The 13659-nt window shown below is 64.4% G+C and carries 14 protein-coding genes; 6 read left to right on the top strand and 8 right to left on the bottom strand.

What is annotated here, in order from left to right:
* Positions 1-2 precede the first annotated feature (2 nt).
* Both V5F66_RS18840 and V5F66_RS18845 read right to left on the bottom strand, forming a co-directional pair.
* The gene (locus V5F66_RS18840) at positions 3-827 is read right to left on the bottom strand and encodes a phosphatase PAP2 family protein (RefSeq protein WP_394094514.1); all 825 of its coding nucleotides are present in this window, start codon (positions 825-827) and stop codon (positions 3-5) included.
* A 161-nt stretch (positions 828-988) separates the two neighbouring features.
* Positions 989-1882 carry a branched-chain amino acid aminotransferase gene (locus V5F66_RS18845; RefSeq protein ID WP_394094488.1) on the bottom strand — a complete coding sequence of 298 codons (894 nt, stop codon included), beginning with the start codon at positions 1880-1882 and terminating at the stop codon, positions 989-991.
* 209 nt (positions 1883-2091) lie between these two features.
* Here V5F66_RS18845 and V5F66_RS18850 point away from each other — a divergent pair, with 209 nt between their 5' ends.
* The 4 genes from V5F66_RS18850 to V5F66_RS18865 all read left to right on the top strand — a co-directional run bounded on the left by V5F66_RS18850 (position 2092) and on the right by V5F66_RS18865 (position 5795).
* Positions 2092-2643: a MarR family winged helix-turn-helix transcriptional regulator gene (locus V5F66_RS18850; protein WP_012114577.1), complete on the top strand. Its 552-nt coding sequence runs from the start codon at positions 2092-2094 to the stop codon at positions 2641-2643.
* 90 nt (positions 2644-2733) lie between these two features.
* A complete protein-coding gene (locus V5F66_RS18855; protein ID WP_012114578.1) occupies positions 2734-3453 on the top strand; it encodes a response regulator in 720 nt (239 codons plus the stop codon).
* Entirely contained in the window at positions 3450-4838 is a 1389-nt protein-coding gene (locus tag V5F66_RS18860; RefSeq protein WP_041575520.1) for an ATP-binding protein, read from the top strand. The genes V5F66_RS18855 and V5F66_RS18860 overlap by 4 nt, the downstream gene beginning before the upstream one ends.
* 87 nt (positions 4839-4925) lie before the next feature.
* On the top strand, positions 4926-5795 hold the full coding sequence (locus tag V5F66_RS18865; protein ID WP_394094489.1) for a tRNA nucleotidyltransferase: 870 nt from the start codon (positions 4926-4928) through the stop codon (positions 5793-5795).
* A gap of 45 nt (positions 5796-5840) precedes the next feature.
* On the opposite strand, the gene V5F66_RS18870 is transcribed toward V5F66_RS18865, so the two are convergent.
* The 4 genes from V5F66_RS18870 to V5F66_RS18885 all read right to left on the bottom strand — a co-directional run bounded on the left by V5F66_RS18870 (position 5841) and on the right by V5F66_RS18885 (position 10168).
* Positions 5841-7217: an NUDIX hydrolase gene (locus V5F66_RS18870; RefSeq protein ID WP_394094490.1), complete on the bottom strand. Its 1377-nt coding sequence runs from the start codon at positions 7215-7217 to the stop codon at positions 5841-5843.
* The gene (locus V5F66_RS18875; protein WP_394094491.1) at positions 7210-7797 is read right to left on the bottom strand and encodes a hypothetical protein; all 588 of its coding nucleotides are present in this window, start codon (positions 7795-7797) and stop codon (positions 7210-7212) included. The genes V5F66_RS18870 and V5F66_RS18875 overlap by 8 nt, the downstream gene beginning before the upstream one ends.
* 80 nt (positions 7798-7877) lie before the next feature.
* Complete coding sequence (locus tag V5F66_RS18880; RefSeq protein WP_394094492.1) at positions 7878-9170, bottom strand: ATP-dependent DNA helicase; 1293 nt, start codon at positions 9168-9170, stop codon at positions 7878-7880.
* Complete coding sequence (locus V5F66_RS18885; RefSeq protein WP_394007779.1) at positions 9167-10168, bottom strand: adenosine kinase; 1002 nt, start codon at positions 10166-10168, stop codon at positions 9167-9169. Before V5F66_RS18885 ends, V5F66_RS18880 begins: the two co-directional genes overlap by 4 nt.
* A gap of 321 nt (positions 10169-10489) precedes the next feature.
* On the opposite strand from V5F66_RS18885, the gene glmM reads away from it, so the two are divergent.
* On the top strand, positions 10490-11833 hold the full coding sequence (glmM, locus tag V5F66_RS18890; RefSeq protein WP_394001505.1) for a phosphoglucosamine mutase: 1344 nt from the start codon (positions 10490-10492) through the stop codon (positions 11831-11833).
* Positions 11834-11974: 141 nt separating this feature from the next.
* On the top strand, positions 11975-12634 hold the full coding sequence (locus V5F66_RS18895) for an outer membrane protein (protein WP_394094493.1): 660 nt from the start codon (positions 11975-11977) through the stop codon (positions 12632-12634).
* A 31-nt stretch (positions 12635-12665) separates the two neighbouring features.
* Here the strand turns inward: V5F66_RS18895 and V5F66_RS18900 are convergent, their stop codons facing one another.
* On the bottom strand, positions 12666-13073 hold the full coding sequence (locus V5F66_RS18900; RefSeq protein ID WP_394007776.1) for a response regulator transcription factor: 408 nt from the start codon (positions 13071-13073) through the stop codon (positions 12666-12668).
* Positions 13073-13471 (bottom strand): response regulator, encoded by a 399-nt coding sequence (locus V5F66_RS18905; RefSeq protein WP_012114590.1) that lies wholly within the window; start codon positions 13469-13471, stop codon positions 13073-13075. Before V5F66_RS18905 ends, V5F66_RS18900 begins: the two co-directional genes overlap by 1 nt.
* Positions 13472-13659: the final 188 nt, after the last annotated feature.

A 13659-nucleotide genomic window follows, 5' to 3' on the forward strand; every position in this document is an offset into this window, starting at 1 on the left:
TCTTACCGATCGGCTTGCGATGCAATCCGGTCGGCACGGGCGCGGGCATCCATCCCATTGCCCTCGCTCTCGCCTTCCACCTCGCCACGGCGCTGCAGCCATAGCATCAGCAGCCAGCAGGAGCAGGCCCAGGCCGCGCCCAGGGCCCAGCCGCCGAGCACGTCGGTGGGCCAGTGCACGCCGAGATAGATGCGGCTGATGCCGACGATGACGGTGAGCGCCGCCGCCGAGCCCAGGAAGAATACCTTCACGCGCGTCCGCGCCTGGGTGCGCGCCAGAAGCGCTCCGAGCGTCAGGTAGACCACCGCCGAGAGCATGGCATGGCCGGAGGGAAAGCTCTGGCTGTAGACCGCCATGCCGTGGGGCACGAGGTCCGGCCGGGGGCGGTCGAATCCCCATTTCAGGATCTGCGACAGCGCGGTGCCGCCCGCCACCGAAAGCAGCACCAGCCAGGCCGCATGGCGCTTGCGCGTCATGATGAGGAAGACGGCCACCAGGATGGTGAGCAGGGTGAGCACGCTGGTTCCGCCGAGCGCCGTGAAGTCCCGCATGGCCTCCTCAAGCCACGGCGGACCGATGGGGTCGGACGGGTCGGTGGGGTTGCGCAGGGCGAGGAGGATGCCCCGGTCCAACTGGCCGGTGGCGCCTTCCAGCACCTCGTCGGCCACTTTCACGAAGACATAGAAGGCGGTGGCGACGAAGCCGAGAATGGCCAGGGTCGCCCGTTCCATGCCGCTCACCGAGGCGAGCAGGGGCCCGATGACGGGCACGCTTTCGAGACGGCGCAGGCCGGCGTGGAGGAGGGAGTTTCTGGGGTGCGCGTTCACGCGCAAGGTGTGGCGTGCTTCGGCTGGAGCGTCAACACCTTGTGGCGGGGGATGACGTTTCAGTGACGGGAAGGCTTCGCTGCGGGCGTTCCAGCCCCCGGCGCAAAGAAAAAGGGCGCCGCGCAAGCGACGCCCTTTTTCATTTCGATGCGAAGGCCGTGTCAGGCGGCCTGCTGCTTCGGGCGCACCTCGGCGGTGTAGGAATCCATCAGCTGATGGGTGATGCCCGAGGGAGCGAAGTGCCAGTCGGCGATGGAGCCCACCGGGGTCACCTCAGCGGCGGTGCCGGTGATGAAGCATTCGGTGAAGGCAGACAGCTCCTCCGGCTTGATGTGGCGCTCCACCACCTCCATGCCGTGGCGGCGGGCGATGTCGATCACCGTGCGGCGGGTAAGGCCGTCGAGGAAGCAGTCCGGCGTGGGCGTGTGGATGACGCCGTCCTTCACGAAGAAGACGTTGGCGCCGGTGCACTCGGCCACATAGCCGCGATAGTCGAGCATCAGCGCGTCGGCGAAGCCGCGGCGCTCGGCTCGGTGCTTGGAGATGGTGCAGATCATGTAGAGACCGGCCGCCTTCGCCTTGCAGGGGATGGTGGCGGGATCGGGCCGGCGCCATTCCGAGAGGTCGAGCCTGAGGCCCTTCTGGCGCTGCTCGGGATCGAAATAGCTCGGCCACTCCCACACGCCGATGGCGAGGTGGATGGTGTTCTTCTGGGCGGCGACGCCCATCATCTCGCTGCCACGCCAGGCGACGGGGCGGACGTAGGCATCCACGAGGTTGTTCTTCTCGAGGGTCGCCTTCTTGGCCGCGTCGATCTCGCCGATGGTGTAGGGGATGGTGAAGTCCAGCATCTCGGCGGACAGGCGCAGGCGCTCGGAATGCTCTGCGCTCTTGAAGATCGTGCCGCCGTAGGCGCGCTCGCCCTCGAACACGGTGCTGCCGTAGTGCAGGCCATGGGACAGCACGTGCAGCTTGGCATCGGCCCACGGCACGAACACGCCGTCGTACCAGATCCAGCCGTCACGTTGGTCGAAGGGGACACCCTGCGCGCTCATGATCTCGAACTCCTTTTTCCAACCGCGTCGTCCGCGCGGCTTCTCCCCGCTACAACCGCCGCTTTTCAGCGATGCCGCATGGGGATATCTTTACGCCTGCTCAAGAAGCCGGCAAAGCCACGAAATGATCGAACCTTGTGTAGAGGGTGGGCGACCGATCATTTCGTAGAACTGGCTCTTTAAGTAACGAACAGAACGAAAAAGTCAACATGGCTGACATAAATTCTCTCATGGACCCCGCACCTGCTCACGCTGCCACGGCGGTGGAGGATGGCGCGGCGGCCCTGCCGCTGGTGGATTTCATCGAGCTTTTGTTCTTCGCCTACAGGGACTTTGTCGGCGATCCGGACCAGATCCTGGCGCCCATCGGCTTCGGCCGGGCGCATCATCGCGTTGTCCATTTCGTGAACCGGCACCCCGGCATGCGGGTGACCGACCTGCTCGATATCCTGCGCATCACCAAGCAGAGCCTTGGCCGGGTGCTGCGCGAGCTGGTGGACGAAGGGTTCGTGGAAAGCCGGGCGGGGTCGTCCGACCGCCGCCAGCGCCTCCTGTTTCCCACCGCCAAGGGAGAGGCCCTGGCCCGCCAGTTCGTCGGCCTCCAGAGCCGGCGCATGGCCACGGCGCTGGAGGCGAGCGGGCCGGACGGCCGGGAGGCGGTGCAGCGCTTTCTTCTCGCCATGATCGACCCCGAGGATCGCGCCGCGGTGGAGCGCCTCATCGAACGCGCCGACCGTGCGGCACGGGCCCGGCCGGCGTGACGGCGCGCCGGGTGGTTCCGCCGGACGCCCGAGCGGAGAACCCTGCCGACACCGTGACCGTGATCTGGATTGTGACCTGCGAGCGCCCCCATGTCTGATGCCGCTGCTGCGCCCGCCCCCATGCCCCTCGCCGACGACGCGCCGCATCTTCTTGTGGTGGACGACGACAACCGGATCCGCACCTTGCTGTCGCGCTTCCTCACCGAGCACGGCTACCGGGTGACCACCGCCGCCAATGCCGCCGAGGCGCGCGGGCGGCTGGACGGGCTCGCCTTCGACCTTTTGGTGCTCGACGTGATGATGCCGGGGGAGAGCGGGCTCGATCTTGCCCGCGACCTGCGGCGCTCGTCCGCCGTGCCGATCCTGATGCTCACCGCCCGCTCGGAGACCTCAGACCGCATCACCGGGCTGGAAGCGGGCGTGGACGATTATCTCGCCAAGCCGTTCGAGCCGCGCGAGCTGCTGCTGCGCATCGGCTCCATTCTGAAGCGGGCGCTGCCGCCGGCGCAGAAGGCCATCGAGAGCGTGCGCTTCGGCGAGTTCGCCTTCCACTTGGAGCGGGGCGAACTGACCCGCAACACCGAGATCGTGCGCATTACCGAGCGCGAGCGCGACATGCTGCGCGCGCTCGCGGAAGCGCCGGGCGAGACCGTGCCGCGCCTGGCGCTCGCCGGCGGCGGGGCGGCGAGCGAGCGAGCGGTGGACGTGCAGGTGAACCGCCTGCGCCGCAAGCTGGAGCGGGACCCGGCCAATCCGGTGTTCCTGCAGACGGTGCGCGGCATCGGCTATCGCCTGGTGGTGACGCCTTGAGCGTGGCCGAAAGCGGGCCGTCGGGACTGCGCCTGCTCGGCGGCTGGCTGAGGGACGCCAACACGCGCTTTGCCGCCTGGTTCAACCGGGTGACGCCAAAGGGGCTTTATCCGCGCTCGCTGCTCATCATCGTCACCCCCATGGTGATCCTGCAGTCGGTGGTGGCCTTCGTCTTCATGGAGCGCCACTACAATACCGTCACGCGCCGCCTGTCCGCAGCCGTCAGCCAGGATATCTCGGCGGTGGTGGCGCTCTACGACCTTTTGCCCAAAGACCGGGACTTCACCGAGCTGCGCCGCGTCGCCTGGCGCAACCTTGCCCTGAACGTCACCGTGCTGCCGCCGGACCCGCTGCCGCCGCCGGGGCCTAAGCCCTTCTTCTCGGTGCTCGACAGTTCCCTGTCGCGGGAGATCGGCCGCCGTATCCAGCAGCCGGTGTGGATCGACACGGTGGGGCGCTCCAACCTCATCGAGGTGCGCATCAAGATGGACGACGCGGTTTTGCGCATCTTCGCCCCGCGCAACGCCGCCTATGCCTCCAACTCGCACATCTTCATCCTGTGGATGGTGGGGACATCTCTGGTTTTGTTGACGGTGGCCATCCTGTTCCTGCGCAACCAGATCCGCCCCATCGAGAACCTGGCCGATGCCGCCGAGGCCTTCGGCAAGGGGCGGGACGTGGAGAATTTCCGCCCGCGCGGCGCCCGCGAGGTGCGGCGCGCGGCCATCGCCTTCCTGGAGATGAAGCGGCGCATCGAGCGGCAGATCGAGCAGCGCACCACCATGCTCGCCGGCGTTTCCCACGACATGCGCACCATCCTCACCCGCTTCAAGCTGGAGCTGGCCTTCCTGGGGGAGGGGCCGGAGACCGAGGCGCTGAAGAAGGACGTGGACGAGCTCCAGGGCATGCTGGAGGCCTATCTCGCCTTCGCCCGTGGCGATCCCGGCGAGCAGGCCGTGCTCACCGACATGGCGGCGCTGGTGGAGGACCTGCGCCTCAATGCCGAACGCGACGGCGCCATCGCCGAAGCCAGCTTCATGGGCCCGCCTTTGGTGGAGGTGAAGGGCGACCAGCTTAAGCGCTGCGTGGGCAATCTCGTGAACAATGCGGTGCGCCACGCCTCCCGCGTCGCCATCACCGGCACCCGCGACGCCCGCTGGCTGATGGTGAGCGTGGACGACGACGGGCCGGGCATTCCGGAAGAAAAGCGCGAGGAGGTGTTCCGCCCCTTCCTGCGGCTCGACGATGCGCGCAATCAGGATGACGGCGGCTCGGGCCTCGGCCTCTCCATCGCCCGCGACATCGCCCGCGCCCACGGCGGGGAGGTGATCCTCGCCGACAGTCCCATGGGCGGGCTGCGGGCCACTGTGCGCATCCCGGTGTGAGGCCGGACCGGCCTTGATCGCTCAAGTATTAGGCATGCCTTATTCATGGGCTTGCCATCGCGCCGGGGGTGGTGGTCCTATTCCCGGATGGACGAGACGCCCCCCTTCCGCATCGAGGACATGATCGAGACCCATCCCGGTCTCGCGCTGCTGCGCCTTGCCGCCCTCATCGCCGAGGGCAGCCCCCAGGACGCGCGGGCGGATGAGGACACCCTCGACCTCATGTTCGAGCAGATGGAGGTGGGCGCGCTCGACGCTCTCGACCCCGTCCGCATGTGGCCGGAGCTGGAGCGCGGGCTGATGGCCCCGGCCCCCGCCGCCATGGTGAAGGCCCTGCGCGAATGCGGGGTGCTGGAGATCGTGCTGCCGGAGGTGTCCTCCCTGTTCGGCGTGCCGCACATCACCGATACGGCGGACGAGATCGACCTCGGCGTGCTGATCCTCAATTCCCTGACCGAGGCGGCCCGGCGCAACGCGCCGCTGGAGGTGCGGTTCGCGCTTCTGGTGATGCATGCGGGCAAGTCGGATTCCCCGCGCGAGCACCTGCCGGTGCATTACCGCCACATGGAGCGCGGCCTGCCCCGCATCCACGTCATCTGCGACCGCTTCGCCCTGCCGGACGTGTGCCGCGACCTTGCCCTGCTGGCGCTTCAGGAATGCGAGCGGGTGGGGCGCGTCTCGCCCATCCGCGCCGGTCCGGTGGCCGCCATGCTGGAGCGCACCGGCGCCTTCCGCGATCCGGAGCTGTTCGCCAAGCTGTTGCTGGTCTCCACCTGCGATTACTTCGGCTACGGCGACAAGGTGGGCGACACCCACCCCAAGGTCGACCTCCTCCTCGCCGCCCGCACCGCCTGCGCGGCGGTGGACGCGGAGGGGCTTGAGGGCGACGACCTGGCGACGGCGCGGGCGCAGGCGATTGCCGTGGCGTTCCGGTCGGAGCGCTGGGCGGAGGCTTGAGGGGTGCGGCTGTGCGGACTCCGTCTGAGAGCATAGCGTATCAGCTTAGATCAGTTTAGCTTGGCTTGTTTCGTCTTGCGTATCATAGCTAAATATATTCTTTAATATAATTTCAGTCCAACTGTCTGGTTGTTCATTGTTCAATATCTCTCTCGCGGACAGTATTGCGCCAGTTCCGGTGACTCGTTTCTTTTCGTATCGAACCAACTCCTCCCCATCAACTGTGACTTGAGTATTATTGAGGTCGCACTCTATAACGAAAACAACGGCAAGATGATTTTCTGATCTTGTGCCATCGCGGACCCAAATACATTTTGGATTATTGCCTGCTGGATTTATATCTATCCCGATTTCCTCTTTAACTTCCCGATATAGGCATTGCTTAAGTATATCCATTTTTTGATCGCTGACCAAAAAATTGGAGTCCTCTTCGCGAATGTGCCCACCAAACCAGCCTAGAATTCGCTTTCTCTCGGGAGATTTTGCAGAAACAGCTTTTTCAGATTTTCTTCCAACTATAAATCTCAGTTCCGACTTTTGTTTTATAACGGCAATCGGAATTATCTGAAGTAATGATTTATCTGTTTCGACAGAGTCCCTATCGCTGAACGATAAATGTGATTGTATGGTATTGTTGATTGATTTATATTCGAATACTGTTTCGAGCGATTTTGGCATTTTTTCAATTGGTATGTATCCGACCTTTTCGTCGGCTAGAGCTCTTAATTTGTCGAGTGTTAATTTTGTTATTTCGTATCCAACTTCATCTTGTGTTTTTTTGTCGGTACTCGATGTGGTGACTTGTCGGAACATCATTCCATATTTCGAGAGGCAATCACGGACCGTAGTTCGATAGGAGGCTAGCACATCTTTGCGCATTACACTTCCTTCCTTGCGAGTCAGCAAGTTACGGTATTCCCGCTCGATAGAGGTCTCTGGAGATGCGTCAAATGCAACGACTAGGTCGATCATCATTCGAAAGCGCGGAGACAGAAAAAAGTTTGTAAAACTTTTGTAATCTTCCGATCGAAGTAGGCCATGTTGATTTTGCCACTCAAACCAACATAGTGCATCAAAAAATCCTCTGTCCATTATTATTACATCTATTTTAAGCGCGCTATTTGATATTGTGTCTAGAAGTTGATTGAGTGCGGCGCAGCCTGTCCATACGTTAAAAACGGGATCAAATTTATTCGGAATCGGGCATACGCTTGCTCTTTCAGTTAAGATGCGCGTTCTGAATCCGTTGCGGCGTAGGAAGATGTCGAGCGAATTTAGCGCCGATGTTTTTCCTGCTTTCGGGGATCCTGAAAACTCAATTACAATCGGCCTTCGCGGTCGGACTCTTCGTTTAAGCTCCAATATTTTACCCGCAAGACGTTCTAGTTCAATAATAAGGCGGGTGGTTTCAGCTCTAGCCATCGGACCGACCTCCCGTTTGAATGAGATGAATTCCATCTCTCTCAAAGTATGAAACAATCTTACCGGCAGAGAATCCAGAAAAAAAACCCATCGAAACAAACAAATACATTGACGAACTAGATGCTTTAAAAGGCTCATTAATTGATATAGATAGCGTCAGTCTCCATAGCGAATAAATAACAATTGAAAAAATGCAAGCTGTCGGTATTCTAATTATGAAAAATGCAATAGTAGATATTCTGCTGACGTTGAATTCCGATGGATAAAAATTGTAATCGTTATTAATGCCAGCTTTATATAGTTTCCTTGCGTAAAAAATAGAAGAGCCGCACAAGGATGATGTTATTAAAATTGAAACAATATGATATTCGTCTGGAATATTTATTTCATTTATTTTTACCATTAAGGTAATTAAATAATATAGACCGAGGCAAAGTGTGACAAAATACAATAAAAATAAGGCGACTGCATCGTGGCGGCCGAGGCACATCAGTGATTGGTCTCGATTCAATTTTTCTTCGCTGTCCTGCACTGCGTTCTCCTCGGCGGCCCGAACAGCTGCGTGCTGACCTGCCGTCATGATTTGCGCGACTCATTATCAGATTACAAAGTGTATGATCCCACGCGGTCAAGCTGTTGTTGTGACGATAGCCGTCCCGCTCACCCCTCAAACCGCTCCATGAAACCCACCACGCGCCGGTCCACCCGCACGTCCTGCCCGCGGATCGGCCGCACCAGCGACAGGCCCTCCAAAGACCGCGCCCGCGAGAGGGCCACATAGGCCTGGCCCGGGGCGAAGGCGCCGTCGCCGAAATCGATGCGCACGTCTTCCAGTGTCAGGCCCTGCGCCTTGTGCATGGTCAGCGCCCAGGCGGGGGCGAGGGGAAGCTGGGTGTAGGTGCCCACCACCTGCGCCTCGATGCGGCCGCCCGGCTCGTCCCAGCCGTAGCGGATGCGCTCCCAGGTGAAGGATTCGATCTCCACCACCGGCCCGGCGTCCAGCTTCACCATGGCGGAATTCTCGCCCAGCCCCACCACCGTGCCCACCGAGCCGTTGACCCAGCGCCGGGCCGGATCGTTGCGCAGGGCCATCACCCGCGCGCCGCGCTTCAGCACCAGCCGCTCCGCCACCGGCAGGCGGTCGCCCTCCAGCCCGAACTCGCCCTTCAAAAGGCCGGAGAATTCGCGGCCTGCGTCCGACAGGGTGGCAAGGCCACGGGCGTTGTAGGCATCGGCGCGGGCATTGGTGGGGGTGAGCAGAACGGGAAGGGCGCCGTCGCGATGGGGGCGCACGCAGGCCGCGTTCAGGGCCTCCGCCGCCTCCCGCGCGCCGCGCCCGCGCCGGATGGCGTCCAGCATGGCGATAAAGGCGCGGTCGGTCTGCCTGTGCACATGGGTGAACGGCACGCCGACCGGCTCGCGGTCGGCCAGGGCCTTGGCATTGAAGGCGAAGGGGCCTTCATAGCCCATCCGGCCCAGCATCTCCTGCTCGGCCATGGGCACCACCGGGGGCAGTTGCAGGAAATCGCCCACCAGCACCATCTGCACCCCGCCGAACGGCTCGGAGGTGTCGCGGGCGATGCGCAGCGAAATGTCGATGGCGTCCATGAGGTCGGCGCGGACCATGGACACTTCGTCGATCACCACCCGGTCGAGTTTCTTGAGCAGGCGGCGCACCTGCACCCGCGGCTTCACCTCGTCGGGGTTGAGCAGGCGCGGCGGGATGCCGAAGAAGGAATGGATGGTCTGCCCGCCGGCCTGGAGCGCCGCGACGCCGGTGGGGGCCAGGAACACCTGCCGCCCGCGCGGGGTCTTGCGCAAGGCGTGCAGGAAGGTGGTCTTTCCGGTGCCGGCGCCGCCCAGCACCATGAGGAGCGGGGCGCGGCTGTCGATGGCGGCGAGCGCCCGGCCGGCCGCATCCGTCGCGTCGGGCGCGGCCGGCAAATCGCTCACGACAGGAGGCCGGCCTCGCGGGCGAGGTCGAGGAGGGGACGCTGGGGCCGTGCGCCCATCTGGCCGATGATCTCCCCCGCCGCCAGCGCGCCGAGGCGAAGCGAGGTAGCCGGGTCCAGCCCGCGCGTATAGCCGGTGAGGAAGCCGGCGGCGAAGAGATCGCCGGCACCCGTGGTGTCCACCACCTTTGCCACCGGATGGGCCGGCACGCTCACCACCGCGCCGGAGGTGACGAAGGAGGCGCCCTTCTCCGAGCGCGTCACCACCGCTTCCTTCGCGTCGCGGCGCAGGGCCACGATGGCGGCATCAAAATCGGCGGTCTCGTAGAGCGACTTCAGCTCGCCCTCGTTGCAGAAGACGAGGTCGACCGTGCCGCCCTGGATGAGGTCCCGGAACTCGGCGCGATAGCGGTCCACGCAGAAGGCGTCGGAAAGGGTGAGGGCCACCTTGCGCCCGGCGCCGTGGGCGATCTGGGCGGCGGCAAGGAAGGCGTTCTTGGCGGGCGGCGGGTCCCACAGATAGCCTTCCAGATAGGTGACGGCGGCGCTTTCCACCTCGCCCGCGTGGATGTCGGCGGTGGTGAGGTGCTGGGCGGCACCGAGATAGGTGTTCATGGTGCGCTCGCCGTCCGGCGTCACCAGGATCAGGCAGCGCGCGGTGGCGGGGCCGTCGGTGGCGGCCGTCGTGGCATAGGCGACCCCGGCCGCGCGGATATCGTGGCCAAAGACGGTGCCCAGCGTGTCCGCCTTCACCCGGCCGACGAAGCCGGCGCGCCCGCCGAGGGAGGCGATGCCCGCCGCCGTATTGGCCGCCGAGCCGCCGGAGGCTTCGGTGCCCGGCCCCATGGCGGCGTAGACCTGTTCCGCCCGCGCCTCGTCGATGAGGGCCATGCCGCCCTTGACCATGCCGTGGCGGGCCAGGACATCCTCCTCGGCGCGGGAGAGGACATCGACGATGGCGTTGCCGATGGCGAGAACGTCGAGGGCGCTTGAGGTCACGAGGGGCAATCTCCGCAAAGAATCGGCGGAGCCGTAGCATTGGGCGAGGGGCCGGCGCAATCTTCGCCTTAACCCTGTGTTCGTCCCTGGCGGCTAGGCTGTATAAGGCGGCGTATCTTCCCGTTGCGGCCAAGGCTTTGTTTTTGACACTTTTGTAGCCGTAGAGAACACCGGATCGGGGGCAGTTATCCCGGGGGCGGCGAAGCCGGGCTTCGTTACGCGCGCGTCACCAGAAGTGATGATGCGGCCCGCCCCAAGGATGCTATGGCAGGTAAACCCCTGTGGAATCAGTGCTCGCGCCAGCGTGGAGCAAGAGGGAACATGTCGCGCAGATATTTCGGAACGGACGGTGTGCGCGGGCGCGCCAACGCAACGCTGACGGCCGATCTGGCGCTTCGGGTCGGCATGGCGGCGGGGCTGATCTTCCAGCGGGGCGAATATCGCCACCGCGTGGTCATCGGCAAGGACACCCGCCTGTCCGGCTACATGATCGAGAATGCCCTGGTGGCCGGCTTCACGTCGGTGGGCATGGACGTGCTGCTGCTCGGCCCGGTGCCGACCCCGGCGGTGGGCATGCTCACCCGCTCCATGCGCGCCGACCTCGGCGTGATGATCTCCGCCTCGCATAATCCATTCGACGACAATGGCATCAAGCTGTTCGGCCCCGACGGCTTCAAGCTCTCCGACGAGGTGGAGCGGGAGATCGAGGAGCTGATCGACGAGGACATGGCCAAGCGCCTCGCCAAGCCCGCCGAGATCGGCCGGGCCAAGCGGCTGGAAGGCGTGCACGCCCGCTATATCGAATATGCCAAGCGCACCCTGCCGCGGGACCAGACCTTCGACGGTATCCGCGTGGTGGTGGATTGCGCCAATGGCGCCGGCTACAAGGTCGCCCCCGAAGCTCTGTGGGAGCTGGGGGCGGACGTGGTCTCCATCGGCGTCGAGCCCGATGGCATGAACATCAACCGCGACGTGGGCTCCACCTCGCCCGCCGCGCTCTCCGCCAAGGTGCGGGAAGTGCGCGCGGATATCGGCATCGCCCTCGACGGCGACGCCGACCGGGTGATCATCGTGGACGAGAAGGGCCACGTGGTGGACGGCGACCAGCTGATGGCGGTGGTGGCCGAGAGCTTCAAGGAAGACGGCCGCCTCGCCCGCAGCGGTCTGGTGGCCACCGTCATGTCCAATCTGGGCCTGGAGCGGCATCTGGCGGGGGAGGGCATCTCGCTCGCCCGCACCGCCGTGGGCGACCGCTATGTGCTCGAGCGCATGCGCGCGGACGGCTACAATGTGGGCGGCGAGCAGTCCGGCCACATCATCCTGTCGGACTATTCCACCACCGGGGACGGCCTCGTGGCCGCGCTGCAGGTTCTCGCCGTGGTGGCGCGCCGGGGCAAGCCGGTGTCCGAGGTGTGCCATCGCTTCGATCCGCTGCCGCAGATCCTCAAGAACGTGCGCTATGCCAGCGGCCGGCCGCTGGAGGACGAGAAGGTGAAGATCGTGATCGCCGATGCGGAGCGCCGCCTCGCCAATCACGGCCGCCTGCTCATCCGCCCCTCGGGCACCGAGCCGGTCATTCGCGTGATGGGTGAGGGCGACGATCGCGACCTGGTGGAGAACGTGGTCGACGACGTCATCGACGTGCTCCAGAAGGTCGCCGCCTGAGCGCGGCTTAACCGTTCGTCAGGGTTAATCCGGCCTTAAAGCTTGCCGTGCGAGGGTCTGCGAAAGCAGATCTTGGCACGGGTTCAAGCGATGGTGCGGTTTTGGAGTGCGGGGCGTTGTGGTTTCGCCGGCGCGGCGGCGATGGTCTTCCTGTCAGCCGGAACGGTGGCGCAGGCGGCTGATCCGGAGGCCGCCGACATGCTGGCCAAGCTCGGCCGCCCCGGCGATTTCTCCCTCGCCCCGCCCGAGGTGTCCGACGATGCCCCCTCCGGCTGGTACATGCGGGCGGATGCCGGCTATGTGGCCTCCACTGGTGGCCGCGTCACCAGTGCCGGTGTCCCTGCGGTGGGTGATCTTTCTGGCTCGGGCTGGTCGGTGGGCGGTGGAATTGGATACCGCTTCCTGCCGGTGCTGCGCGGCGAGGTGAGCCTCGACTATCTCGATCTCGGCACGGCCCGGAACGGCATCGCCCATATGTCGTCCAACGCGACGGTGGCGCTGGCGAGCCTGTACTGGGACGTGATCACCGTCGCCGGCTTCACGCCCTATCTCAGCGCCGGCGCCGGCTTTTCCATCAATTCGCTCGATGTGGCCCCGGCGGCCTTTGGCCCGGCGGTGAACGACTGGCAGTTTGTGTGGTCGGCGGGGGCGGGGGTGTCCTACGCGCTCAGCTCCGACCTCAGCCTGGATGTGAGCTACCGCTACCTGGACCTCGGTTCGCCGTCGTCTGCGGGGGTGTTCGCGGTGAGCGATGCCATTGCCCACCAGTTGCGCTTCGGTGTGCGCTACATGCTGAAGTGACGGCCCCGATCGCCCCGAACGGGCTGCGCCGTCAGCGGTTGCGTCCGCGGCGCGCCATGAGCCAGCGGATGCGGTCGGCCAGTTGCTGGGGCTGGTACGGCTTGTCGACGGCCGGGCCGTCCTCGCACAGGTCGGTGGCCTGGGCGGCGGCCATGGCGGGCGAGCCGGCCAGCACCACGTCTATGTGGGGATAGGTCTCCCGCAGCCAGCGCGCCAGCGCGAAGCCTTCCCGGTCACCGGTCGCGGCAGCATCAGCGAGCACAATGTCGATGCCCTCGGCTTCCACATCCAGGATCAGGCCGGCTTCCTCGCCGGTTGCCGCCTCCAGCACCCGGTAGCCGCAGCCGCGCAGGTAGTCGGCAATGACGTGGCGCACGAGGATGTCGGTCTCCACCACCAGGATTGTCGGGGCGGGCTGACGTGCTTCGGCTTGCGGCATCAGGAGGCCTCGTTGGCGAACTGGGCTTGGATGAGCTGGATCACGGTTTCCACGCTGTAGGGCTTGGCGAGGAAGGGCGCGACCAGGGCCGCGACCGAACCGTCCAGATGTCCGGAGGTGAGGATGACCGCCAGGCCGGGGCGCTCCGCCTTCAGCATGCGGGCCAGCTCGTAGCCATCCAGCGTGCCTTCGGTGCGCACGTCGGTGAACACAACGTCTACATGCAGGCCGGCGACGATGGCATCATAGGCCTCTTGCGCCGAGGCCGCCTCGATGACGGTGAGGCCGGCATCCCGCAACTCGCCCGCTGTGACCAGCCTGACGAGGGCATCGTCCTCGACCAGCAACACCGTTCGTGCGGCTGCGACCGTACTTGGCGCGAGACGTTCAGCTGACATGATCCGATTATTCTTCCGGCGCGGCTTCGAATCTGAGAACGCCACGGTTGCGCTCTGGTTCCGCCGGCCGTCGACGCGCGGCGCACAAAATCAGGAAAGCCGATGCCCGCCATCCCAACTTTCGATTGGCCGGGGGCCGTCGGGCCGGTGACAGTGCGCCAGATGGTCCAAATTCGCTCGCCAAACTC

Origin of the sequence: Xanthobacter versatilis, from assembly GCF_043193975.1 — a bacterium.
Lineage (GTDB): Bacteria > Pseudomonadota > Alphaproteobacteria > Rhizobiales > Xanthobacteraceae > Xanthobacter > Xanthobacter autotrophicus_E.